The sequence below is a fragment of the Nocardia jinanensis genome (assembly GCF_014645735.1).
Taxonomy (GTDB): Bacteria; Actinomycetota; Actinomycetes; order Mycobacteriales; family Mycobacteriaceae; genus Nocardia; species Nocardia jinanensis.
Genome location: NZ_BMMH01000015.1, coordinates 18,007 through 42,607, shown reverse-complemented (window position 1 = coordinate 42,607; position 24,601 = coordinate 18,007). Strand labels below are relative to the sequence as shown.

Below are 24,601 nucleotides of genomic sequence, written 5' to 3'. Positions count from 1 at the left end.
CGTTGTGTACCTTTGCGTCCGCCCGGGCTACGAGTTCTTTGCTCACCTCGGCGTCCGCCCGGGCTATGTGTTCGCTGCGTACCGCCGCGTCCGCTTCGGTTATGCCCCTCTCGCATATATCCGGGGTCGATCGAACCGTGCGTTTATTGTGTGCCGCGGCATCGGATCCGGCAGTGCACTTTCCGCCTATCGGCGGACCCGTGACTTCCGTGCGTATTTCACGCGCCGGCGTATTCGTGCCGGATGTGCGTCGGTCGAATGCCGGAGCGTTCGGTTCGGCTGTGCGCTCAGCACGTGCTCGCGCATCCGCCACGAGTATGTGTTCCGCACGCACTTCGGTCTCCGCTGGGGCTGTGTGCCGACCCGGCCCGGCGCTGCCGGAGGCCGGAGGACAGCGGGCCGGCACCCGCACGCACCCCGTGGCGAGCACCTCGTTCGCCCGGCGTCACGGCCGGTCGAACGTGTTCCGCGCCACGCGCGGGCAGCAGGCGGATCGGCTTCCGCACACACCGGTCAAGGTGATACTGGTCGAATTCGTGATGCACCGTGCGTGCCGACCCGTAGCGCGGCACTGCATACTGAACGGCATCGACGCGCCATCGCCCGATGGTCGCAACCGTTCGACCACGCGCAGCGTCGAGGTATAAACGTGACTGATGGTGATGTAGACCGTCACCATCCGCTCAGTCAGCCGCGTCCTGCGCCCCACGCAGCGTTCCGCGGGTCGAGAAGGAAAGGGATTCGCAGGTGGCAACACGAGACCGGAACGCAGCCGAGGCGGGTCGTCCCGTGCGTCGTCTCGTCATCGTCGAATCCCCGACGAAGGCCCGCAAAATCGCCCCCTACCTGGGGCGCGACTATACGGTCGAGGCATCGGTGGGCCATATTCGGGATCTGCCGCGCGGTGCGGCCGATGTCCCGGCGAAGTACAAAGGCCAGGATTGGGCCCGGCTCGGGGTCGATGTCAACAACGACTTCGAACCCATCTATGTGGTCAGTCCGGAGAAGAAGGGCAAAGTCACCGAGCTGAAGAGTCTGCTCGCCGACGCCGACGAGCTGTATCTGGCCACCGACCCCGACCGCGAGGGCGAGGCCATCGCCTGGCATCTGCTGGAAACGCTGAAGCCCAAGGTCCCGGTCCGGCGGATGGTGTTCCACGAGATCACCGAGCCCGCGATCCGCGCGGCCGCCGCCGATACCCGCGACCTGGACAACGACCTGGTCGATGCACAGGAGACCAGGCGCATTCTGGACCGGCTCTACGGCTACGAGGTCAGTCCCGTGCTGTGGAAGAAGGTCATGCCGAGGCTCTCGGCGGGCCGGGTGCAGTCCGTCGCCACCCGGGTCATCGTGCAGCGGGAGCGGGAGCGGATGGCGTTCCGCTCGGCCGAGTACTGGGATATCGCCGCGAAGCTGGATGCCGGTGGGGAAACCGATTCCGCCAACCCGCGCGTTTTCTCCGCCCGTCTCGTCGACGTCGACGGGTCCCGGGTCGCCACCGGCCGTGATTTCGGCTCGGACGGCCGGCTCAAGGCCGATTCCCGGGCGCTGGTCCTGGACGAATCGCGGGCCCGGCGGCTGGCCGAGGCCCTGCACGGCACCGATCTGGTGGTGACCTCCGCCGAATCCAAGCCGTACACCCGCAAGCCCTACGCGCCGTTCATGACCTCCACACTGCAGCAGGAGGCCGGCCGCAAACTGCGGTTCACCTCCGAACGCACCATGCGCACCGCGCAGCGGCTGTACGAGAACGGCTACATCACCTATATGCGTACCGACTCGACCACGCTGTCGGAGTCGGCGATCAACGCCGCACGCAGTCAGGCCACCCAGCTCTACGGCGCCGAATTCGTACACCCCACCGCCCGGCAGTACACCCGGAAGGTGAAGAACGCGCAGGAGGCACACGAGGCGATCCGCCCCGCGGGCGATACCTTCGCTACGCCGGGGCAGTTGCACGCCCGGCTGGACACCGACGAGTTCCGTCTCTACGAGCTGATCTGGCAGCGCACCGTCGCCTCGCAGATGGCCGACGCCAGGGGCACCACCCTCACTCTCCGGATCACCGGCACCGCCGGCACCGGCGAGCAATGCGTGTTCTCCGCCTCCGGTCGCACCATCACCTTCCCGGGCTTCCTGAAGGCCTACGTGGAAAGCGTCGACGAAGAGGCAGGCGGCCAGTCCGACGACGCCGAGACCCGGTTGCCGCAGCTCAACGAGGGCGAGGGCGTCACCGCGGTCGAATTGAATCCCGACGGGCACAGCACCAACCCGCCCGCCCGCTACACCGAGGCATCGCTGATCAAAACGCTGGAGGAGCTCGGAATCGGGCGTCCGTCCACCTATTCGTCGATCATCAAGACCATCCTGGATCGCGGTTACGTCTACAAACGCGGTAGCGCGCTGGTGCCGTCCTGGGTGGCATTCTCGGTGACCGGGCTGCTGGAACAGTATTTCGGCCGCCTGGTCGATTTCGATTTCACCGCGGCGATGGAAGACGATCTGGACGCCATCGCCGGCGGCCGGGCGCAGCGCGGAAATTGGTTGTCCAGCTTCTACTTCGGCGGCGATGACGGCGCCGAGGGATCGGTCGCGCGGTCCGGTGGCCTGAAGCGCATGGTCGGGGAGCGGCTCGACGATATCGATGCCCGCGTGATCAACTCCATCAAACTGTTCGGCGACGACGAGGGTCGCGATGTGATGGTGCGGGTCGGCCGGTACGGGCCGTACCTGGAACGAATGGTCACCGACCCGGACAATCCGGATGCCGAACCGACCTCCCAGCGCGCGAATCTTCCCGATGATCTGCCCCCCGACGAATTGACCCCCGAGGTCGCGGAGAAGCTCTTCTCGACTCCGCAGGAGGGCCGGACCCTGGGCAACGACCCCGGCAACGGTCACGAAATCGTCGTCAAGGAAGGGCGTTTCGGTCCCTACGTCACCGAGATCCTGCCCGAGACCGAGGAGGATCAGGCGGCGAAGAAGAACGCGAAGAAGAACGCCCCGAAACCGCGGACCGGGTCGCTGCTCAAATCCATGGATCCGGCGACGGTTACGCTCGAGGACGCGCTGAAGCTGCTGTCGCTGCCGCGGGTGGTCGGAACCGATCCCGCCTCCGGTGAGGAGATCACCGCGCAGAACGGCCGGTACGGGCCGTATCTGAAGAAGGGCACCGATTCGCGGTCGCTGGCCACCGAGGACCAGATCTTCACGGTGACCCTCGACGAGGCGCTCAAACTCTATGCCGAACCCAAACGCCGAGGTAGACAGGCCGCGGCAGCCGCGCCGCTCCGGGAACTCGGCAACGATTCCGCCACCGGGAAACCGATGGTCATCAAGGACGGGCGCTTCGGGCCCTACGTGACCGACGGTGAGACCAACGCCAGCCTCCGCAAAGGCGACGAAGTGGAGTCCATCACCGACGCACGCGCTTCCGAACTACTGGCCGACCGGCGCGCGCGTGGTCCGGTGAAGAAGGCAGCGAAGAAGACCGCCAAGAAGGCTCCGGCCAAGAAGGCCGCTGCCAAGAAGACCACTACGGCGGCGAAGAAGACGACCACCGCGAAAGCTGCCGCGAAGAAGACAGCGGCCAAGAAGGCTCCGGCCGAGAAAGCCCCGGCGAAACAGTCCGCGGGACGGACGACATCCGAAAGCGACGACTAGGCCGTAGCTGTCTGTCGGACTGCCGAAGTAATGTCGCGCGCGAATATCGTCCGATGACAAGGAGCGCCGATGACCGGTAGCCGGGAACGCGAAGATCTCGTCCGACTGCTCGACGAACAACGTGAGATGTTCCGGATAACGCTGCGAGGTATCGACGACGAGCAGGCGCGGCAGCGCACCACCGCCAGCGAACTGACTCTCGGCGGCCTGCTGCACCACTTGATCCGGTGTGAGCGCGCGTGGACGAAAGTCCTGGTCGAGCGCGACGAGAACGCCGAACAGAAGCTGGAAGACTACGAGGGCGAATACATCATCGGCGCGGACGAAACGGTCGCCGGGTTGCTCGCCGAATGGGACCGTGTCGCCGCGCACACCGGCGAACTCGTTCGCTCGGTGGACGATCTGGACGCATCGATTCCCACACCCACCAATCCGTGGGTGCCCGGTCGAGTGTGGTGGTCCGCGCGGTTCCTGATCCTGCACATCCTGCGTGAGATCGCCCACCACAGCGGGCACGCCGACATCATCCGCGAACAGTTGGACGGGGCGAACACCACCGCCCAGCGCGCCGGATGAGCGGATCTCTGCTTCGTTCGGGGGCGCAGTCGTGGCCGGCTTCGCCCAGCTCTCGTATCGGTGTCCCCATCATTCCGCCCGGTCGTGTGTGAGCTGAGGACGGCGCTCCGAGCAACGGTTAGGGTGTGAACGTGGTGGGTGTCTTCGAGCGTCTCGTGGGTCAGGATTCGGTAACGGCCGACCTGACCGCCGCCGCGATCGCGGGCCGAACCGGGATCGCCGAGGGCGCGATGACCCATTCGTGGCTGTTCACCGGCCCGCCCGGGTCCGGCCGTTCGATGGCCGCGCTGTGCTTCGCGGCCGCGCTGCAGTGCACCGATACCGAACAGCCCGGTTGCGGTCGCTGCCACGCCTGCACGACGACGATGGCCGGAACCCATGGGGATGTCCGTCGTGTGGTTCCCGAAGGCCTGAGCATTTCGACCAAGGAGATGCGGGGGATCGTCCAGATCGCGGCCCGGCGCCCCAGCACCGGGCGCTGGCAGGTGGTGGTGATCGAGGACGCCGACCGGCTCACCGAGGCCGCGGGCAATGTTCTGCTCAAAGTGGTGGAGGAACCACCGGAACGGACGGTGTTCCTGCTGTGCGCCCCGTCGGTGGATCCGGAGGACATCTCGGTCACGCTGCGCTCCCGCTGCCGGCACGTGCACCTGGTCACCCCGGGCGCCGCCGCGATCGCCCGGGTGCTGCGGGAACACGACGGACTGGATTCGGAAACGGCGGAGTGGGCGGCCGGCGTGAGCGGCGGTCATATCGGCCGCGCACGGCGCCTCGCCACCGACGACGAGGCCCGTGACCGCCGCCGCCGCGCCCTCGACCTGGTAGCGGCGGTCACCCGCGGCACCGGCTACCCGGCGGCCGACGAATTGGTGAAAGCCGCCGACGACGAGGCGAAACAGCTCAGCGCCGAACGCGACGAGCACGAGCGCGACGAACTCGCCACCGCTCTGGGTGCCGGTGGCACCGGCAAAGGCGCGGCCGGCGCCACTCGCGGTTCGGCAGGTGCTCTCAAGGATTTGGAACGCCGCCAGAAATCCCGCGCCACCCGCACCGGCCGCGATGCTCTGGACCGCGCCCTCCTCGATATCGCCGGTCTCTACCGCGACGCTCTCGCCGTGAGCTTCGGCGACCCCGCCGGCATCACCATGACCCACCCGGATATGTCCGACCGCGCCCGCGAGCTGGCGAAACGGGTCCGCCCCGAGGGCCTGCTCCGCTCCATCGACGCCATCCTCGCCTGCCGCGACGCCATCGACCGGAACGTCAAGCCCCGTTTCGCGGTAGCCGCGATGATCGCCACCCTCATCGCCGAAACCTCCTGACCACACGTTTTCGCGTTCCCAGGCCGGAGACGATAGACTCGCCACGCCGAAAGGCACGCCGCCTTAGCTCAGTCGGTAGAGCGCTTCACTCGTAATGAAAAGGTCAGGAGTTCGATTCTCCTAGGCGGCTCCACATTTCCCCGGGTTCGGGGGCCGGTGACGACATCTCTGACGACAGTCGAACGGCCCGCCGCATCCCCATCATTGTTCGGGGAGGGCCTGGCACGAGTAGTTTCCCCGGGGCGTGAGGAACTATCCGGGGTATCGGGTCCTCCGTCGGTCGGGGTGCCGAGGATATGGGGCGGTTCGGCCTCTCACCCGGCCGGGACGGGAACGGGCGCGAGGGAGTTGCCCGGGCCGACGGATACGCAGTTGGTCGTGGGTGGCGCGCCGCTGAACCGGTCGGCGAGGAACTGCGCGGCCTGGGCTTGGAAAGCGGCGAAGGCGACAGCATGGTCGCGGCGGTCGTACTGGGCGTAGGTCACCGGGACGCCGCGGTCGCAGTATTGGCGGGCGAGGCCTTCGATATCGCGGGTGACCATCACGCCGTCGCCGATCGGGTCGCTCCGGCCGACAGCGAGGAGTAAGGGAACAGTGGGTGTGCCGGCGGTGCCCATGATGTTGTCGTTGACGGCGGCCGCGGCTCCGGGGACGTCGAGCAGGGAATTGTAGGGTGGGCGGACCATTTCGGCGTCGGTGAGCCCGGGGTACTTCGCGGCGAACTGCCCGATGCAGAGGGTCTCCACGGCGTCGACGAGTTGGGCTCCGCGTTCGGAGAGGAAGGCGGGGGTCTCGATCCCGTAGGCGCGGCGGTACGCGACGACTACGGCCGGGATGACGCCGGCCCAGTCGGTGCTGCCGCTGACATAGGGGAGGTTGTGGGCGAGGTGGACGGGCAGCCCGCCGGCGGCGGCGCCGATCAGGGCGAGTTCGGGGGCGTAGTGCGGGGCGAGTTCGGCGGCCCATTCGCTGGGCACCGATCCACCCGAGTATCCGGTCATCGCGACCGGCGTCGAAGCGGGCAGTCCCAGAATCTGTTCGGCGGCCCGGATACCGTCGAGGGCGGCGTAGCCGGACTGCCGGCCGATGGTCCACTCCAGGTCCGGTCCCTCGTAATCGGGCACCACGACGGTGTACCCGGCGGCGAGGTAGCCGGCGATCACAGCCTGTTCCGCAATGGCGCCGCGGTTGTCGGCGTGACCGGTGAGTGTGTAGGAGGGATTGCATTGGGAGCCGAGCGCGTCGTAGGCCGTGTGATATGACAGCAGTCGCGTGGGGCCGGGGATGAGCGGGCTGAGCACGGTGGCGACTGTGGATGTGGGCGTGTTCTGCTGGGTCGTCGTCCGGTAGAGCACCTGGGTGCTGTTGATGGGTGTGGATAGATCGGCGAAGGCGAACGGTGCGGGCCGGGAACGCAGGATCGCGCCCGCAGCGGTGGTGGTGAGGGGCTGGTCGTAGGTATAGAAAGGGTCCGCGGCCGGGGGCGGCGAGGCGGGTTGCGCCGCGGCCGGGGCGGCCGATATACCGCCGGTGAACAGCAGTGCCGCGGTAACCAGCGCCCGGCCCAGTCGCGGCCAGGCTCCGGAACCGAATGCGATCGTCCTCATGGTCGACTCCGTTCCCCGGCGAGCACCGGGCGCTACCGCGCGGCACTTGTGGAACAACCGGGAGCAGGCGCGGTCCGACGTGTGTGCAGAAGTCTGAACAGCGAGCATGTCTTTTCGAACGCCGCTGCATTGAAACGCACCCGGGTCCGCGAATCAACGAACCGCCGGTCCGCCGGGCGAATTGCGCGGGCGGCGATAACCGCTGATCGGGGTGGTTCGTCGACTAATGTCGGTGATCGTGCTCATCGCCATTGCAATATTCGCTGCGGTCTCGGCGCTGCTGCACGTCTACATCTGGTACCTGGAATCGTTCGCGTGGACCGGGGCGGCGCGGGGCGTATTCGGCACCACTGCCGAAGAGGCCGCGGCGACCCGTGAACTGGCCTACAACCAGGGCTTCTACAACCTGTTCCTGGCGATCATCGCGGGTGTGGGGATCATTGTCGCGTCGGCCGGTGACCGGGGTATCGGGGCGGCGCTGATCTTCGCGGGAACAGGGGCGATGCTGGGTGCCGCTATCGTCCTGCTGTTCTCGTCTCCGGACAAACGCGCGGCGGCGGTGAAACAGGGTGCGGCACCGTTGGTGACGGTGGTGCTCGGCGTGATCTGGGCGCTCACCGGGTGATCTCGGCGTAGGTCATGTGCCCTGCGCGGAGTCCGGTACCCGGCCCCGCTCCAGCAGTCGGCACAGAATCGCCAGCCGGTCTTCCCGGAGCCCCGGGCGCAACCGCTCGCGGCGTTCGAGGGTGGCCAGTCCGTGCAGTGCGCTCCAGCCGGTTTCGGTGAAGGACTCCACGTCGTCGTCACCGGCGAAGGGGGCCAGTACGGCGACCAGTTCGGCGAACGCGTCCTGTAGCGATTGCGGAGCACCGGGGCCGAATCGCAGATCGGTGGACATGGCGAACATGGCGTCGTAGACGGCGGGTCGCTCGGCGGCGAATTCGCTGTAGGCGCGCGCGAGTGCGGCCAGCGCCTCGGAATCGGTGCCGGCGGCTGTCCGGGCGTGGCGCAGTCTGGCGGCGAGTTCGGCGATTCCGTCCTCCGCGACGGCGGTGACGATGGCGCGTTTGCCCGTGAAATGGCTGTAGAGCACGGGTTGGCTGTATTCGATCCGGTCGGCCAGCTTGCGGACGGTGACCGCGTCCCAGCCTTCTGTTTCCGCCAGTTCCCGGGCCGTATCGATGATCAGCCGATGGCGTTCGGCCCGTTCCCGTTCCCGCCTGTTCTGCACACTCATACAAAAATCCTAGCACCGCTAGACAAGGTAGCCGAGTTAGATTAGTGTCGCTCCAATACGTAGCACTGCTAGATTTCGGAGCAACCATGATCACCACTCGCCGTATCGCCACCGCACTGTCGCTGCTCGGGGCCGCGTTCATCCTCTACATCGGGATCAACTACCTGATCGCTCCCGAGTCGATCGCCACCGGATTCGGACTGCCGGAGTGGCCGACGGGCGACGCGGTGGCCTTCATGAATCTCAAAGGTGTACGGGACACCGTGACCGGCATCCTCGTCCTCGTGCTGCTGGCGCTCGGACAGCGATTCGCCCTCGGCGTCACCATGCTCGCGCTGGCGCTGATCCCGCTCGGCGATATGACCACCGTGCTGTCCTATGGCGGTTCCACCGCCACCGCGTTCGGAGTCCACGGCCTCACCGCTGTGCTGGTGGGGCTCACCGGCGTGCTGCTCGTTCGCGAACCCCGTAACCCGGCCCCGGCCTAACTGCCGTATATCGACCTCTACCAGCCGAGATCCGCGAAATTCAGGAGACCATCACCATGTCCGTGTCGATTCAGATACTCGCCGCGATCGCGGTACTCACCAACGCCGTCGTCTACGGCACCGATACCCTTGCCGCGCTGGTCATGCGATCGGTCAACCGCCGGCTCGACGACACCACCATGACCCTCAGTGCGGGATGGGGCCACTACTACGCCGATCTCCGGATGCCACCGGTCGGTATCACCGGGCTGGTGAGTGCCTTGATCGCTGCGGTCCTGGCCGCAGCGGCGGGATACGCCGTGCCCGCTGTCGCGGCGGGTCTGGCCGTACTCGCTCTCGCAGTGTGGCTGGTTCTCTACGCGCGGATCGCGAAGCCGGTCAACAACGCGCAGAAGGCGGCGGCGCAGTCCGGAATCATTCCGCCGGACGCGCGCGCACTGCAGGACCGATGGGACAGCATCCTCTACCCGCGGGTCGGCCTGCAGATGGTCGTATTGATCGCGCTGGTGGTCGCCATCGCAACGGCCTGATATGTATCGGAACAGTGGCCCGGGCCGGAGGACCTTCCCGCCCGGGCACCCGATGTATCCCGAGATCAGAGCACGATGACGTTCTTGCCGCGGGTGTGGCCCGACTGGCCGACGGCGAACGCGTCGGCGATCTCCTCGAGGGAGAAAGTCGCGGTGACCGGGACCGTGAGATCGCCTTTGGCGGCGAGGTCGGCGAGCCGCTGAGTATGAGCGCCGTCGGGGCGGACCCAAACGGTATGTCCGCCGTGCTCGGCCACCGAACCGTCGGCGATCGAAGCGTGCCGTCCGTCCCGGGCCAGCACCGCCAGCGTGGTGTCGAGCTGGCCGCCCACGAAATCGGCTACCGCCTGGACGCCGTCGGGGGCGAGTTCGCGGATACGTTCGATCAGGCCGTCCCCGTAGGCCACCGGTTCGGCACCCAGGTCACGTAGGAAATCATGATTGCGCTCGGACGCGGTACCCAGGACCCGGGCCCCACGGGCACGGGCGATCTGTACACCCAGGCTGCCCACACCACCGGCCGCGGCGTGGATCAGAACCGTATCCTCGCCGGTCACCTCGAGGAGATCGAGGGTGCGCAGGGCGGTTCCGCCGGCCAGGGGCAGCGCCCCGGCCTGCTCCCAGGGCAGATCGGCCGGTTTGCGCGCCACATGCGCGACCTCGACGGCGACCAGTTCGGCGAAGGTCCCGGCCTGGAGCACGTCCTTGCGGGCGTAGGCCAGCACCTCGGCGCCGACCTCGAATTCGGGTGTGTCGATACCTGTTTCGACCACGATTCCGGCGACGTCCCAGCCGGGCACCACCGGGAAGACAGCGTCGATCAGACCGTCCAGCGCGCCCGACATCAGCTTCCAGTCGACCGGGTTCACCCCGGCCGCGCGGACCTCGATCAGAACCGACCCGGGGAATACCTTCGGCTTCGGCAGGTCACGAACTCGCACATCGCTGTTGTCGGTGGTGTACCGGTCGTAGGTCGCTGCGCGCATAGTCCAGTCCTATCGGTTGCGGTCGTTATTTCGTGCAACGACGCGCCGCAGCCGAAATTCCTACTGCCGGCGGCCCGGCCGGGTACGCAGGGTCCGCCGAGCCGGGCGACATTGACCGGACTCGGGGACTTCCGCTCAGCCCGCGGCCGCAGACCGGGAGCTGGTGCGGTTCAGGATGGCGGTGAGCTCGGTGTTGAAATCGTCGATCCGCTCGATATTGCCCAGGTGACCAGTGGGCCAGACCTGGTAGTCCGGCCGGTGCCCGGCTGCTTCCATGGTGTCGGCGATGAGCCGCGACATCCGTTCCGGCAGCAGCCGGTCATAGCGACCGGCGATGATAGTGGTGGGTACGGTCAGATTCGCCGCGGCCGCGCCCAGTTGCAGGTCCGCCAGGATCGCGGCGTGCCGGCCGCGCGCCAGCGGGCGGCACGAGCGCACGATGTTCAGGGCGAAATCGGCCTGCTCGTTGGTGGCGCCGCGGGCCATGATGCGTTCCTTGAGGATCTCCCGGGCCGCCCAGCCGCCGGGCAAGGGGAGAGGGGTCGTGAGGATGGACTCCGCGACGATCATCGGCAGCCGGATCGCTGACCCGAGCAGGGTCAGCGGCTGATTTCCGACGCTGATCGGCTTGTTCAGCAGGGGCAGCAGATCGGTGTCGTAGCGGATATTGCCCGAGGTGGTGTTGGCGAGGACGACCGCGCGGGCGCGCTGGGCCACCTGCTCGGGATGGCGGGCCGCCCAGGCCTGCAGGGTGATACCGCCCATACTGTGCCCGACCAGCAGAGCCTTCTGGCCCGGCCGCAGGGTCGCGTCGAGGACGGTGGCGAGATCATCGGCGAGGGTGCGGTCGCCGAGTGGGGCGCGACCGAGGGTGCTGTCACCGTGGCCGCGCTGGTCGTAGGCGATCACGCGGTAGCGGTCGGCGAAGGCGTTGATCTGCGGGTGCCAGTATTCGATACAGCAGCTCCAGCCGTGGACGAGCACGATCGGCTCGGCATCGGCGGGACCGTAGGAATGCACTCGCAGACGGGCGCCGTCGGCGGTGGTCACTCCGACGATCTCGGGAACGGCGGCCGGCGCGTTGTAGTGCGCCGATCGGAATCGGCGCGCGCGCAGCGTAGCTCGGTACGGGGCGGTCAGCGCGCCTTCGTGCGCCTGCGAGAGCGCGGTTATCGACTTCACCAGCATCAGAACACTCCTTTGTGCCTGCTGACACGGTAGCTCTGCAAGCTGGGTGCTTACAAGAGCAAGCGCCATTCCGGTACGCGTCTTCCGGGATGTTTTTGTTGTCCCGAATATCGGTGCGGCACGGGCCACTGTTAGCCCAGAGTGCCCATTCGGCGGAAGTTCTATACCTGGAGCTGTGGAAACGGAGCAAGCACCTCCGGTGGTTGTGGCGTCAACCCCGGCGCCGCGACTACCGTGAGAGCTGTGAACGACTCCGACGCAGCCGAACCGCGCGAGCTGGTGGACCCAGGGGTTCCGGTGGCGGACGGGTCGAACAATGGCAGGTGGACGGCCGGGTGGCGCGGCATTCTGCTGCCGGGTGCGGCGGCGGCCGCGGCCGCGGCGGCGGTGCTGCTGCTGCACGTGCGCGATCCGCATGTCGAGGGCTCGTACGGCTTGTGCCCGGTCTATGGTCTGTTCGGCGTGTACTGCCCCGGTTGCGGGGGTATGCGTGCAGTGCACAACCTGACCGAGGGACATATCGTCGACTCCCTGCACAGCAACCTGCTGGCGCTGCCGGTGCTCGCGCTCTACGCGTTGTGGGTGGGTGATTGGGTGATCCGTGCGTGGCGTGGCGATGGTCCGCGCCTGCCCGGGATCGGCAGCGTCACTATGTGGACGTTGCTCGGTTCGATCGCGGTATACACGGTGCTGCGCAACACCCCCTGGGGCACCTGGCTGACGCCGGTCTGAGAGACGAGGCCAACAGATGCGCGATTCACTCAAGGACCGGATACGCGACAAATTGCGGCGGCAACTGGCCGAGGACGGCCCGATGAGTGGGCAACCCGAGGATCCGCGACTCATCGCGGTGATCGCCGACCTCGACGCGCTGGACAGTGTCGCCGAGGACGATCCGCTGATCGAACAGCTCGCGGGCCGCTACCTGGTGTTCTGACCCCAGTGCCGCGCGTTGCCACCGATCGGCGGCAAAGGCGGCAGCGGTTCGGAATACAGCCAGTCCTGCCACAGCGGCTGCATCGGTGTCACGCTGTAGTGGCCGACCAGATCGGTGAACTCCTCGGTCGAGACCGAGGCATGGCGGTGGCGGGCGGTCCAATCGCGGATGAGCCGGAAGAAGGCGGTATCGCCGAGTTCGAGCCGCAGCGTGTGCAGCGTGAGGGCACCGCGTTTGTAGACCCGGTCGTCGAACATCAGGGTCGGACCCGGGTCGCCGATCACGATGTTCTGCGGCTCCCGGTGCAGGGTGTGCCAGGTCGCGCGGGCCAGTTGATCGGCGGTCGGCCCGTGCGCGGCCTCCGACCAGATCCACTCCGCGTAGCAGGCGAAACCCTCGTGCAACCAGATATCGCACCAGTGCTGGATGGTGAGACTGTTGCCGAACCACTGGTGTGCGAGTTCGTGCGCGACCAGGCGTTCGGCGCCGCGCCGGCCATCGCAGTGGTTGGCGCCGAAAACGGAGATCCCCTGCGCTTCGATCGGGATCTCGAGTTCGTCCTCGGTGACCACCACCGAATAGCTCTGGAACGGGTACGGGCCGAACAGGTCGCTGAACACCGCCATCATCTCGGGCTGCCGGGCGAAATCGTGATCGAAGGCGGCGCGCAGCGAGGTGGGCAGCACCGCGTGGATCGGGACCGGGGCGTTACGGTCGGTCAGTTGGTGTCTGCGGTAGCGCCCGATCTGCACGGTGGCCAGATAGCTCGCCATCGGTTCGGTCTGCTCGTAGACCCAGGTCGTCTGACCGGCTTTGGTCTGTTTGCCGACCAGTTCGCCGTTGGCGAGGGTGTAGTACGGCGTATCGGTGGTGATGGAGATCCGGTAGCTCGCCTTGGAGCTGGGATGGTCGTCGCAGGGGAACCAGGACGCGGCGCCGTTGGGCTGGCTGGCCACCAGCGATCCCTCGGTGAGCTCCTCCCAGCCGACCTCGCCCCAGGGGCCGCGAACAGGCTTGGGCGCACCGGCGTACTGCACGACCAGTTGCAGGATCCCACCCGCGGGTATGCGCTCGCGCGGGGTGACGGTGAGCTTTCCGCGTTGATGGGTGTATTTGACGGATTTACTGCCGTTGACCAGTACTTTCGAAACGGGGAGGGCCTGGGAGAGATCGAGGGAGAAGCGCGGGCGTTCGGCGGTGGTGACGGCGGTGATCACCGCTCGCCCGGCGAGCCGGTTGCTGGCGACCTTGTAGTTCAGGTCCAGTTCGTACCGCGATACCCGATAGCCCCGGTTGCCGTTCTGCGGTAGATAGTCGTCGATGGGGGCGTCGTAGAACCTGCTCCCCATCAGCTGTCCGTCTCCTCTTCGGCCGGGTCGGAGTCGAGTTCGGTCACCGGTCCGATCCAGGGGGCGATCGGATTGCCCCACCATCTGGTGGAAGCCGGGACGGTATCGCCGCGCATCACCAGGGAAGCCGGACCCACGGTGGCGGCCGCGCCGAGGGTGGCGGCGGGCAGTGCGACACAGTGTGGTCCGAGGGTGGCGCCGGGTTCCAGGGTTACGGTGTCCATGGCCATGATGCGGTCGTGGAACAGGTGGGTCTGCACTACGCAGCCGCGTTCCACGGTCGCGCCGTCGCCGAGTGTCACCAGGTCTGCCTCCGGAAGCCAGTAGGACTCGCACCATACCCCGGCGCCGATTTTCGCGCCGAGCGCGCGCAGCCAGAGGTTCAGTACGGGCGTACCGGTTGCCGCGCGGGCGAACCACGGCGCCGCGACAGTCTCCACGAACGCGTCCGATACCTCGTTACGCCACACGAACGAACTCCACAGCGGATGTTCGCCGGCGCGGATCCGGCCGATCAGAACCCATTTCGCCGTGACCGCGCTCGCGCAGGCCACCGCACCGGCGACCATCAGCACCACACCCGAGAGCAACGCCGCCGCCGGATACCCGAAACGATCGGCCAGCTGGGCCAGCGTCAGCAGAACCCCGACGCCGATGGCGAAGGTCACCACGACCGCTGCCAGCCGGCAGGTCTCGAAGGCGGCCCGGAAGATACGCAGCCGCAGCGGCGGATCGAAGGTGCGGTCGGTATCGGCGGTACCCGCGGCCCGGCGCAACCGGACCGGCGGACTACCCAGCCAGGATGAGCCCGCCTTCGCCTTGGTGGGTGCCGCGGACAGCACAGCGACCAGGCCGTTCTTGGGTACCCGCCGACCGGGCGCGGCCATACCGGAATTGCCCAGGAACGCGCGTTTACCGACCTTGGCCTCGCCGATATGCAGCCAGCCGCCGCCGAGTTCGTAACTGGCGATCATGGTGTCGTCGGCCAGGAAGGCCCCGTCGGCGACGGTGGTGAACTTGGGCAGCAACAGTACCGTGGAGGCTTCCACCCGTTTGCCCACCTTCGCGCCCAGCAGGCGCAGCCAGACCGGGGTGAGCAGGGAGGCGTAGAGGGGAAACAGGAACGTGCGGGCCGAATCCAGCAGGCGTTCGGTGGCCCAGACCTGCCAGCCCACCCGGCTGCGCACCGGGTGATAGCCCTCGACGAGGCCGATACTGAGCAGCCGCACCGCGACCACGGTCGCGACCGCGTAGACCACCAGACTGAAGGCAGTGGCGACCGGTAACCACAGGATCGCGGGCAGCAGGGCGGCCGCGATATCCGTGGTATCCCGGATACCCCAGGTGATCACGGCCAGACCCGCCGCGAGTCCGAACAGTGGCAGCGCCCCCAGCGCCAGCGAGCCGATCCCGAAGGCCAGGACCCAGTGCACCGCACGCTCCGGTGTCTCCGCGGGCCAGCGGTGCCGGGCCTTTCCGACCTTCACCGCCGGTGAACCGGCCCATTCCTGTCCGGCCTTCACCTTTCCCGCCACCGCGGAACCTGCCGCGATCTCGGCGTCGCGCCCGATTCTCGTGCCGGGCAGCAGCACTGATCGCGCGCCGACCACCGCGCCCTTGCCGACCACGATCGACCCGATATGCACGGTATCGCCGTCGATCCAGTAGCCGGACAGGTCGACCTCGGGCTCCACACTGCATCCGTCACGCAATTCGAGCATGCCGGTCACCGGGGGAAGGGTGTGCAGGTCGACGCCTTCGCCCACCTTCGCGCCGAGGGCGCGCGCGAACGGCACCATCCACGGGGCGCCGGAGAGGTTCTCCGCTCCGCTGGCCTCCGACAGCCGGACCGCCGCCCACAGCCGCAGGTGTACCGAGCCGCCGCGCGGATAACTGCCCGGTCGCACGCCCGCCAGCAGGGTCCGGGCGCCCAGCACGCAGATCGCCATCCGCCCGAGCGGGGTGATGAAGACCAGGAAAAGCAGCGCGGTCCACCACCAGGACAGGCGCGGCAGCCAGGGCAGCAGATCGAACCATGCGGCGACCCCGGACGCGACGGCGAGCCAGGTGACCCACTGCAACCCGGTCAGCGTGGTCAGGGCCACCGTGGCCAGGACCTGGATCCACTGGGCGGACGGCGGTGTCGGACGGACCCGACGCGTTTCGGCGGCGGCCACCGGGGCGCTCTGGTCGAGTAGTTCGGCCAATGCCCCGAGTCGCGGATGGTCGTACACATCGGCGACCGTGACCTGCGGATATCGCGCGCGCAAAGCGGTGACCAGTTGTGCGGCCGACAGCGACCCACCGCCGAGTGCGAAGAAATCGGCATCGGCGCCGGTGATCTCGGCGCCGAGGACATCGGTCCACAGCTGGGCGACCCGGGCAGCGGTTCCGGTGAGCCCGTGGTCGGTCCCGCTGTCGGCGTCGGCGAGCGGCCAGGGCAGTGCATCGCGGTCGACCTTGCCCGAGGTACGGGTGGGTAGCTCGGGGACGAGTACCAGGCGTGGAATCAGCGGAGCCGGGAGTTTTCCGGCCAGCAGTGTGCGGGCGGCGGCCAGGTCGTAGTCCTCCGCGACACCGGTGAGGTAGCCGATCAGCACCGGCGCCCCGGTCGCCGTGGTTCGGACCGCGGCGGCCGCGCCGCGAACCCCCGGAAGGTGCTGCAGCGCATTGTCGATCTCACCGAGTTCGATCCGGCGGCCACCGATCTTCACCTGGTCGTCGGCCCGGCCGAGGAATATCAGCCCGGCCTCTTCATTGCGGACCAGATCTCCGCTTCGGTAGGCGCGGTCCCAGCCCAGCGTTTCCATGGGCGCGTACTTCTCGGCGTCCTTGGCCGGGTCGAGATAGCGGGCCAGGCCCACCCCGCCGATCACCAGCTCTCCGGTTTCGCCCTCGCCGACAGGTGCGCCGTCCGCGTCGACCACCACCAGATCCCAGCCGTCCAGGGGCAGACCGATCCGCACCGGACCGATTCCGTCCAGCAGGGCCGCGCACGCGACCACGGTGGCCTCGGTGGGACCGTAGGTGTTCCACACCTCGCGGTCGGGGTCGGCGAGACGTTCGGCCAGTTCCGGGGGGACCGCCTCGCCGCCGAAGATGAACAGTCGCACCGATTCCAGTGCCTCGGCGGGCCAGGTCGCGGCCAGGGTCGGGACGGTGGAAACCACCGTGATGCCCTGCCGGACCAGCCACGGGCCGAGGTCGGCGCCGGTGCGGACCAGGGCGCGCGGGGCCGGTACCAGGCAGGCGCCGTGTCGCCAGGCCAGCCACATCTCCTCACAGGAGGCGTCGAAGGCGACCGACAGCCCGGCCAGGACGCGGTCGCCCGGGCCGAGCGGAGTGTCCCGGAGGAAAAGGCGGGCCTCGGCGTCGACGAAGGCGGCCGCATTGCGGTGGGTCACCGCGACGCCCTTGGGTGTGCCGGTGGAACCCGAGGTGAAGATGATCCAGGCATCGTCGTCCACCGTGGGTGGCCGGACGGATCGCCCGTCGATTGCCCGATCGCCGTCACTCGGGGCATCGGAGGAGACGACTCGGCCGGCGGCCGGACCGATACCGTCGGCCGTCGCCACGGCGGTTACCCGTGCTTCGGTGAAGACCAGTTCGGCCCGCTCCTCCGGATCGTCGGCGTCCACCGGGACGTATGCCGCGCCGGCGTGCAATACCGCCAGGATCGTGAGATAGAGCTCCCAGGTGCCGGAGGGCATCCGGACTCCCACGCGGTCGCCGCGACGTACCCCGGCGGCGGCGAGGTCCCGCACCGAGACCTCGATCTCGGTGCGCAGTTCGGCGTAGGTCAGGGTCCGGTCCGTGGTCGCGATGGCGGGGGCGTCGGGATACGCCGCCGCCGTCTCGGCGACGATATCGACAAGGGTGCGCGCCGGTGGCGCCGCCTCGGCCCGCCTCAGCGTGCTCTCCGTTCGCACCTGCGACCGCATGTGTCCGGTCCACCTTCCATCGCCCAGCCGACGGACTGGTTGTCTCATACGAGGGTTACCGCACGGCAAACAGCGGTCGACCGGGTGACCAGATTACTCGGCGATTCGTAACACTCGACGTCAGCGGGGCAGTCGCGGGTGTGCTAGTCGATGTCGTCGGCGAGCGGAGTGGGCCGGTAGTACCGGCCGTTGTAGTAGAGCAGGGGCGCGGCGGAGGCTTCCTCGTCGGTGTCGTCGTGCACCCGGACCACCCGGCCCACTACGAAAGTGTGGTCGCCGATGGGGATGAGCTGCTCCACCGTGGTGCGCAACCAGAGCGGGGTGCCGTGCAGCACCGGTTCGCCGGTGTCGAGGGCGCTCCACAGCGCGGGGTCGCTGAACCGGTGCGCGGCGGACCGGGCGAAACGCTGCGCCAGATGGCGCTGGTGTTCACCCAGGAAATGGATGACGACGGAGTCGGCGGCGGTCAGGGCCGCCAGGCTCGAAGACGTATCGCTGATATTGAACGAGACGAGCGGTGGGTCCAGCGAGAGCGAGGCGAACGAGGTCGCCGTGAAGCCGACCGGACCGGTGGCCGAACCGAGCGTCACGATGGTGACCCCGGACGGGTAGTGGCGCATCGAGGCGCGATACTGCTCGGCGGTGATACCGCTGAGGTCATCGGGGATCCGGATTCCGGTATCGGGCCGTGGTACTTCGGTCACTTCGCCGACGCTACGCCCGGATCCGGTCGCCGGAGCGATCTGGTCCACTGTCCGGGAGGCGGCCGTCGAGGTCAGTCCAGGTCGAGGGAAAGCCCCGCGGTGATCCGCAGCAGCTCCTGGTACGAGGTGCGGAAGACAGTGCCCGGACTACCGCCCGCGGCCCACAGTTCCCGATGGCCCGAGAGCCCCGAATCCACCCAGGTGGGCAGGTTCGCCGGATGTCCGACCGGCGCGATACTGCCCGGGAGCTGCCCGGTGTACCGCACTACCAGATGGGGCGGCGCCGGGATCAGCGGTCCGTCCAGGCGCGCGCCGGTACGTTCCGTATCCACCCGGTGTACCGCCGAGACCAGTAGCAGGATCGGGTCGTCACCCAGTAGGAAGACCTGCGAATGCACCAATGCCGCGAGCTCCACCTCGAGCGCCTCGGCGGTCTCGACGGGACCGGTCGCCGATTCCGGCGCGGTGACGATCAGCCCGTGGTGACCACGGGCGATCAAGGTATCCGAGACCCGGCAGGTTATCTGTGGAAGCGACCTGCGCATGGGCACAGGGTAGAGCGATCCGCGGTGTCTCGCGCCCGATTACCGATGGATACCCACTGACCGGACAGGGCCGGCCTCTCGTCCGAGCCGCGGCCGGTGGAGCCCGGCCGGTCCGGTGCACGGCGGTCGTCGCCGATCCCGTCCCCATTAGGCTGGGCAGATGACAGATTGGCAGGCCTTCACCGTAGAAACCGATGATCACGTCGCCCGCGTAACGCTCACCGGGCCGGGCAAAGGTAATGCGATGGGCCCGGATTTCTGGCGGGAGCTGCCGGAGATCTTTCGCGGCCTCGACGCCGACCCCGCGATCCGGGCGATCGTGCTCACCGGATCCGGCAAACACTTCTCCTACGGCCTGGACCTACCCGCGATGAGCGGCACCTTCGGCCCGCTGATGGCCGACCGCGCGCTGGCCGCGCCGCGCACCGATTTCCTCACAGATGTCCGCCGCCTGCAGGCCTCGATCACCGCGGTCGCCGAATGCCGTAAACCGGTGATCGCCGCGATCTCCGGCTGGTGCATCGGCGGCGGGCTCGATCTGATCGCCGCCGCGGATATCCGCTACGCCAGCGCGGAAGCCAAGTTCAGCCTGCGCGAGGCGAAGGTCGCCATCGTGGCGGATGTGGGCTCGTTGCAGCGGCTGCCCGGGATCATCTCGGAGGGTCATCTGCGGGAACTGGCCTTTACGGCCAAGGACATCGACGCCGCGCGGGCGGAGAAAATCGGGCTGGTCAACGATGTCTTCGCCGATCCGGAAGCGGTGCTGGAAGCGGCGCACGCGACTGCCCGTGAAATCGCCGCGAACCCGCCGCTGGTGGTCCGGGGCGTGAAGGACGTGCTGGGGCAGCGCAACGCCGCGGCGGTTACCGAGGGTCTGCGCTACGTCTCGGCCTGGAACGCGGCCTTCCTGCCGTCGGAGGACCTGACAGAGGCCGTCCAGGCAGTTTTCGAGAAGCGGGCCCCGGAGTACAAAGGGAGGTGAGCGCGTCGCCCGGCCGCGGGGTGGCTGGGGGTAACGCATTGCGGTGCGTGTGGGTCCGCAGGCCGGCCAGGACGTCGAATGCCGACGCAACCCATGAGTCGAGTTCTACGAGACACCTCGAAGGGTTGAGGCCGTCTCGCCGTTCAGGCCTCGAAGCGCGAGTCTCGAGGTCTGAACGGCGAGACTGAGGGGCCTCGACCCCCGCGGCGCCGCAGGCGGCGCCGAAAACTCAGTGCCCCTGCTCTTCGAGACGCTTGAACGAAGCCTGGATCTCGACTTCGGCTTCCGCCCGGCCCACCCATTCGGAGCCCTTGACGAATTTGCCGGGCTCGAGGTCCTTGTACCGCTCGAAGAAGTGCTTGATCGCGGCCAGCTCGAACTCCGGGACATCGGTGAGGTCCTGGATATGGTCCCAGCGGGGGTCGCCGGCCGGGACACAGAGGATCTTGTCGTCGCCGCCCGCCTCGTCGGTCATCCTGTACATGGCGACGGGGCGCGCTTCGACGATTACGCCCGGAAACACCGAATCGGGCAGCAGGACGAGCGCGTCCAGCGGATCGCCGTCCTCTCCGAGGGTGTTCTCGATGTAGCCGTAATCGGCCGGGTAGGCCATGGAGGTGTACAGGAACCGGTCGAGGCGTACGCGCCCGGTTTCGTGATCGACCTCGTATTTATTGCGTGAACCCTTGGGGATCTCGATGGTGACGTCGAACTCCACGCCAGCTCCTTTCGCTGCTCTCACGATGCGCCGTGGTGCCCGGCCTCGCCGGCGCACCCGGTTGTTCGCCGAGAACGGTAGCCGAACACCGATATTGTTGTCGGCGGGCACATGGGTTCAGCGGGGGCTCGGGTGTGATAGCTGGGGACAAGGGAGAAGACGGGCAACGTGGTGGTGCAGGGCGGCAGCGGTATGGATGGTTCGGCCAGGCGCCGGCGCCGCGGCGTACGGACATGGTTGATCATCGTGCTGGCGGTGCTGGCCGGTGCGGCGGCGGTGGCCGCCGCGATTCTGAAACCGTGGACGCCGGAGTTCCGGCACGGTGGCCTCACCATCGCCGCGCCGCCCGCTCCGGTCAGCGTTTCCCCGGATATCGCTCCGGCGCCGGACACCGCTCCGGCGCCGAGCGCGGCGGGTATCGCGGCGGCGCTCGGTCCGGTGGTCGCGAGCCCCGATCTGGGTGGTTTCGCCGGATCGGTGACCGATGCCGCGAGTGGCACCGTCCTGTGGAGTGAACGCGCCGACGAGCCGCGGGTGCCGTCGTCCACCGCCAAGATCATGACCACCGCGGCGGCGCTGCTGGCGCTGCCCGCCGATCAGCGGGTGCAGACCAAGGTCGTGGCGGGTTCGTCGCCGAACGAGATCGCGCTGCTGGCCGCGGGCGATCCCACACTCACCGCGCAGCCGGGCGGTGAGGGCTATTATCCGGGCGCCGCGAGTCTGCTGGATCTGGCCGATCAGGTGCGTAATGCCGATATCCGGGCCGACACGATCGTGGTGGACACCTCCGTCTATTCGGGCCAGACCATGGCGCGCGGCTGGGATCCGATCGATATCCCGGGCGGTTCCATCGCACCGCTCGAACCGGTGATGCTCGACGGCGGCCGGCTCGATCCGGCCGGCGAGTATTCACCGCGGTCGGGGACTCCGGCCCTGGATGTGGGCCGGCGGCTGGCCACCGAACTCGGTCTCGACCCCGCCAAGGTCCGTCTCGGCACCGCACCGCAGGGCACCAAGCGGCTGGGTGAGGTCGCCTCGGCGCCGCTGCGGGACCGGCTGCGCGACATGATGGTCTATTCGGACAATGTGCTGGCCGAAACCATCGGCCGGGAGGTCGCGCAGGCCACCGGGCGCCCGATGTCGTTCGAAGGGGCGGCGGCCGCGGTGGCGGCGGTACTGGCCGAGCACAACTTCGATATGACCGGTGTGACGATGTTCGACTGCAGCGGGCTTTCGGTGGACGACCGCATACCGGCACGGCTGCTGAACCAGATCCTGCACACCGCGGCCGGGCCCGAACCGGAAACCGAGCCGACCACCACCGCGCCCGCCCCGCTCGCACCGCCACTGGGCGCGGGCGCGGGCCGGCAGACCCAGCCCGACGGTGCCGCCGACACGTTGTCGAGCCGTTTGGTACCGATGCTGGACTATTTGCCGGTCGCGGGTGGCACCGGCTCGCTGAGCAGCCGATATGTCATGCAGAACCAGGCCGGTGCCGGGTGGGTGCGCGCCAAGACCGGAACTCTGTCGGTGGCCAGTACGTTGGCTGGTTACGTGCTGGATCGTGACGGCCGGGTCCTGACCTTCACGTTGATGTCGAGCGATCGGCCGCCGGAGGTCAGCCGGCCCGCGCTGGACGCCGTCGCGGCCACGTTGCGCAACTGTGGATGTTCCTGACGGCTGGAGGGCGCATGACGATTCGACAAGGTCCGGACGGGCCCGCCGCCCGGACAGTGGCCGCGGGCGACGGATCCGACGACGAGCGACGTACTTTCTCGGGGTCGGTGGACTGGCGCTGGGCGGCCCGTACCGGTGCCGCGCTGGTACCGGCAGGGCCGCGGACTCCCCGGCCTCTCGCGGAGCAGGCGGTGGCCGAACTCATCGAGGCCTCGGTACGCGCCGAGGTTCCCGTACGGGCGGTGACCGGCCTGCTCGACGATCAGCCCGTACCCGCGGCCCGGATCGTCGACCGGCCGGGCTGGATCGCCGCGGCGGCCGATTCCATGGCTCAGCTGACCGGCACCGATACCGGGGCAAAGTCCGGTCTGCTCACCGGCAAACCGGCCGGCGTGCAGGTGGGGGCCATGCTGGCCTTCCTGTCCACCGCGATCCTGGGTCAGTACGACCCGTTCACCGGCCCCGACGGCACGCTGCTGCTGGTGGCCCCCAATATCGTCGGGGTCGAGCGTGTGTTGGGGGTCGCGCCGAGCGACTTCCGGCTCTGGGTCTGCCTGCACGAGGTATGTCATCGGGTCCAGTTCTCGGCCTCGCCCTGGCTGGCCGGGTACATGCGGGACAACGTCGAGGTGCTCGGCGAGATCGGTGACGAGGCGACTACCGAGATGCTGTCCCGGTTGCTCACCGAGGTGAAGCTGCGGCGCAGCGGGCAGGCTTCCGAGGACCCCGCCACCCGCGGCGTGGTGGGACTGTTACGGGCGACCCAGCCACCGGAACAGCGTGCGGCGCTGGACCGATTACTGTTGCTGGGCACCCTGCTGGAGGGGCATGCCGATCATGTGATGGACGCGGTGGGACCGAGTGTCGTGCCGTCTGTCGAGCAGATCCGGATGGCATTCGACAGGCGCCGTACCCGTCCCGCGAATCCCGTGCAGCGCCTGCTGCGGGCGCTGCTGGGAATCGACGCGAAGGTAGCGCAGTACGTGCGCGGCAAGGCTTTCGTCGACGAGGTGGTGGGCACCGTCGGGATGGAGCGGTTCAACGTGGTGTGGACCGATGCGGACACGCTGCCGCGGACCGACGAGATCGACGAACCGCGGCGCTGGATCGCCCGGGTCCTGGACTGAGCGGTGCGCCCCGCCGAACAGCGGCCGATCCGGTTACCGGAGACATCTGCGGTACTAGGTGTGCGGCAAGCGCTCCGGGCGTGGCTGGCCAGGTTCGGGCCCGAGGACGGGCGGGTGGCCGTGGCGCTGTCGGGCGGAGCGGATTCCCTTGCGCTCACCGCCGCCGCGCTCGCCGAATCCGCGGAAGTACACGCGCTTGTCGTGGATCACCGGTTGCAGGCCGGGTCGGACGCGGTGGCGGCCACCGCGGCGGCCACGGCGAGTTCGCTCGGCTGCCGCACGGCGCGGGTGCTGCCCGTCGAGGTGACCGGGTCCGGCGGGATGGAGGCCGCGGCGCGGACCGCGCGCTACGCGGCGCTGGACGATGCGCGCGCGGGTCTGCCGGTGCTGCTCGGCCACACTCTCGACGATCAGGCCGAAACCGTGCTGCTGGGCCTCGGACGGGGGTCGGGCGCCCGTTCTATCCAGGGAATGGCCCCGGACCACGCCCCGTGGGGCCGGCCGTTGCTGGGGGTCCGCCGGGAAACGACCCGGCAGTTCTGTGCCGACCTCGGCCTGACCCCTTACGAGGATCCGCACAACAGTGCACCGGAGTTCACCCGGGTACGGTTGCGCACCGAGGTGTTACCGCTGCTCGAAGACGTGCTCGGGGGCACCGCGGCGCTCGCGCTGGCACGGACGGCCGAACAGTTGCGCGACGACAACACCGCCCTCGACGGATTCGCCGGTGAGCTGCTGCTGCGGGCCGGGGCCGGGGCACCGGTGTGCGAGGTACTGGCGGGGGCGGCTCCGGCGGTGCGCCGCCGGGCGGTGCGCGCATGGCTGCTGGCAGCGGGCGTACCGGCGGTGAGCGGACCACATCTCCGCGGAATCGACGAGTTGGTGGTGGCCTGGCGCGGACAGGGCGGCGTCGCGGTGGGCGGCGGTGAGCGGGGGACCCGGTTGGTCGTGATTCGCGAGCATGGCAGGCTGACACTTGCCCGCACCGATCGGGAGCGCCGAGACCGAAGGGAAACCAGTTGAC

At 68.4% G+C, this 24,601-nt stretch carries 21 protein-coding genes and 1 tRNA gene; 13 read left to right on the top strand and 9 right to left on the bottom strand.

All coding sequences use genetic code 11. The annotated features are described in order from the left end of the window. Positions 1–747 precede the first annotated feature (747 nt). The 4 genes from topA to IEY68_RS27195 all read left to right on the top strand — a co-directional run bounded on the left by topA (position 748) and on the right by IEY68_RS27195 (position 5,694). The gene (topA, locus tag IEY68_RS27210; RefSeq protein WP_058853375.1) at positions 748–3,663 is read left to right on the top strand and encodes a type I DNA topoisomerase; all 2,916 of its coding nucleotides are present in this window, start codon (positions 748–750) and stop codon (positions 3,661–3,663) included. A 69-nt stretch (positions 3,664–3,732) separates the two neighbouring features. Continuing rightward, entirely contained in the window at positions 3,733–4,239 is a 507-nt protein-coding gene (locus tag IEY68_RS27205; protein ID WP_058853374.1) for a mycothiol transferase, read from the top strand. A gap of 131 nt (positions 4,240–4,370) precedes the next feature. Further along, a complete protein-coding gene (locus IEY68_RS27200; RefSeq protein WP_058853469.1) occupies positions 4,371–5,561 on the top strand; it encodes a DNA polymerase III subunit delta' in 1,191 nt (396 codons plus the stop codon). A 57-nt stretch (positions 5,562–5,618) separates the two neighbouring features. Continuing rightward, positions 5,619–5,694, top strand: a tRNA-Thr gene (locus tag IEY68_RS27195). A gap of 181 nt (positions 5,695–5,875) precedes the next feature. Here IEY68_RS27195 and IEY68_RS27190 read toward each other — a convergent pair. Further along, the gene (locus tag IEY68_RS27190) at positions 5,876–7,168 is read right to left on the bottom strand and encodes a lipase family protein (RefSeq protein WP_189094514.1); all 1,293 of its coding nucleotides are present in this window, start codon (positions 7,166–7,168) and stop codon (positions 5,876–5,878) included. Between the two features lie 226 nt (positions 7,169–7,394). Here IEY68_RS27190 and IEY68_RS27185 point away from each other — a divergent pair, with 226 nt between their 5' ends. Next, on the top strand, positions 7,395–7,793 hold the full coding sequence (locus IEY68_RS27185; protein WP_373293023.1) for a DUF1304 domain-containing protein: 399 nt from the start codon (positions 7,395–7,397) through the stop codon (positions 7,791–7,793). A gap of 12 nt (positions 7,794–7,805) precedes the next feature. Here the strand turns inward: IEY68_RS27185 and IEY68_RS27180 are convergent, their stop codons facing one another. After that, positions 7,806–8,405, bottom strand: a complete 600-nt coding sequence (locus tag IEY68_RS27180; RefSeq protein WP_058853373.1) for a TetR/AcrR family transcriptional regulator — start codon at positions 8,403–8,405, stop codon at positions 7,806–7,808. An 86-nt stretch (positions 8,406–8,491) separates the two neighbouring features. Between IEY68_RS27180 and IEY68_RS27175 the strand changes: the two genes are divergently transcribed. Both IEY68_RS27175 and IEY68_RS27170 read left to right on the top strand, forming a co-directional pair. Next, a complete protein-coding gene (locus IEY68_RS27175) occupies positions 8,492–8,893 on the top strand; it encodes a DUF4267 domain-containing protein (RefSeq protein WP_156426028.1) in 402 nt (133 codons plus the stop codon). Between the two features lie 56 nt (positions 8,894–8,949). Then, complete coding sequence (locus IEY68_RS27170; protein ID WP_058853372.1) at positions 8,950–9,423, top strand: hypothetical protein; 474 nt, start codon at positions 8,950–8,952, stop codon at positions 9,421–9,423. Positions 9,424–9,488: 65 nt separating this feature from the next. On the opposite strand, the gene IEY68_RS27165 is transcribed toward IEY68_RS27170, so the two are convergent. Together IEY68_RS27165 and IEY68_RS27160 are read right to left on the bottom strand one after the other, a co-directional pair. Beyond that, positions 9,489–10,409, bottom strand: a complete 921-nt coding sequence (locus tag IEY68_RS27165; RefSeq protein WP_058853371.1) for an NADP-dependent oxidoreductase — start codon at positions 10,407–10,409, stop codon at positions 9,489–9,491. A 135-nt stretch (positions 10,410–10,544) separates the two neighbouring features. Beyond that, positions 10,545–11,597, bottom strand: a complete 1,053-nt coding sequence (locus IEY68_RS27160; protein WP_058853370.1) for an alpha/beta fold hydrolase — start codon at positions 11,595–11,597, stop codon at positions 10,545–10,547. A gap of 243 nt (positions 11,598–11,840) precedes the next feature. On the opposite strand from IEY68_RS27160, the gene IEY68_RS27155 reads away from it, so the two are divergent. Then, entirely contained in the window at positions 11,841–12,329 is a 489-nt protein-coding gene (locus IEY68_RS27155) for a DUF2752 domain-containing protein (RefSeq protein ID WP_229719045.1), read from the top strand. 16 nt (positions 12,330–12,345) lie between these two features. Next, positions 12,346–12,534, top strand: a complete 189-nt coding sequence (locus IEY68_RS27150; RefSeq protein ID WP_058853369.1) for a hypothetical protein — start codon at positions 12,346–12,348, stop codon at positions 12,532–12,534. On the opposite strand, the gene IEY68_RS27145 is transcribed toward IEY68_RS27150, so the two are convergent. The 4 genes from IEY68_RS27145 to IEY68_RS27130 all read right to left on the bottom strand — a co-directional run bounded on the left by IEY68_RS27145 (position 12,519) and on the right by IEY68_RS27130 (position 19,073). Then, positions 12,519–13,883 (bottom strand): M1 family metallopeptidase, encoded by a 1,365-nt coding sequence (locus IEY68_RS27145; RefSeq protein ID WP_058853368.1) that lies wholly within the window; start codon positions 13,881–13,883, stop codon positions 12,519–12,521. The two genes, IEY68_RS27150 and IEY68_RS27145, sit on opposite strands and share 16 nt — an antisense overlap. Further along, positions 13,883–17,824, bottom strand: a complete 3,942-nt coding sequence (locus IEY68_RS27140; RefSeq protein WP_058853367.1) for a Pls/PosA family non-ribosomal peptide synthetase — start codon at positions 17,822–17,824, stop codon at positions 13,883–13,885. Before IEY68_RS27140 ends, IEY68_RS27145 begins: the two co-directional genes overlap by 1 nt. A 143-nt stretch (positions 17,825–17,967) precedes the next feature. Then, complete coding sequence (locus tag IEY68_RS27135) at positions 17,968–18,528, bottom strand: flavin reductase family protein (RefSeq protein WP_058853464.1); 561 nt, start codon at positions 18,526–18,528, stop codon at positions 17,968–17,970. 71 nt (positions 18,529–18,599) lie between these two features. Then, on the bottom strand, positions 18,600–19,073 hold the full coding sequence (locus IEY68_RS27130) for a YbaK/EbsC family protein (RefSeq protein ID WP_058853366.1): 474 nt from the start codon (positions 19,071–19,073) through the stop codon (positions 18,600–18,602). Between the two features lie 160 nt (positions 19,074–19,233). On the opposite strand from IEY68_RS27130, the gene IEY68_RS27125 reads away from it, so the two are divergent. Next, positions 19,234–20,055: a crotonase/enoyl-CoA hydratase family protein gene (locus IEY68_RS27125; RefSeq protein WP_058853365.1), complete on the top strand. Its 822-nt coding sequence runs from the start codon at positions 19,234–19,236 to the stop codon at positions 20,053–20,055. Between the two features lie 229 nt (positions 20,056–20,284). On the opposite strand, the gene IEY68_RS27120 is transcribed toward IEY68_RS27125, so the two are convergent. Then, positions 20,285–20,773 carry an inorganic diphosphatase gene (locus tag IEY68_RS27120; protein WP_058853364.1) on the bottom strand — a complete coding sequence of 163 codons (489 nt, stop codon included), beginning with the start codon at positions 20,771–20,773 and terminating at the stop codon, positions 20,285–20,287. A 192-nt stretch (positions 20,774–20,965) separates the two neighbouring features. Here IEY68_RS27120 and IEY68_RS27115 point away from each other — a divergent pair, with 192 nt between their 5' ends. Genes IEY68_RS27115 through tilS form a run of 3 tightly spaced genes read left to right on the top strand, consistent with a single transcriptional unit; the run spans position 20,966 to position 24,600 of the window. After that, positions 20,966–22,450 carry a D-alanyl-D-alanine carboxypeptidase/D-alanyl-D-alanine-endopeptidase gene (locus IEY68_RS27115; protein WP_062998211.1) on the top strand — a complete coding sequence of 495 codons (1,485 nt, stop codon included), beginning with the start codon at positions 20,966–20,968 and terminating at the stop codon, positions 22,448–22,450. A 14-nt stretch (positions 22,451–22,464) separates the two neighbouring features. Further along, on the top strand, positions 22,465–23,577 hold the full coding sequence (locus IEY68_RS27110) for an Rv3626c family coenzyme F420 biosynthesis-associated protein (RefSeq protein ID WP_082681132.1): 1,113 nt from the start codon (positions 22,465–22,467) through the stop codon (positions 23,575–23,577). A gap of 60 nt (positions 23,578–23,637) precedes the next feature. Continuing rightward, the gene (gene tilS, locus IEY68_RS27105; protein ID WP_373293019.1) at positions 23,638–24,600 is read left to right on the top strand and encodes a tRNA lysidine(34) synthetase TilS; all 963 of its coding nucleotides are present in this window, start codon (positions 23,638–23,640) and stop codon (positions 24,598–24,600) included. The last annotated feature ends 1 nt before the right edge of the window (position 24,601 follow it).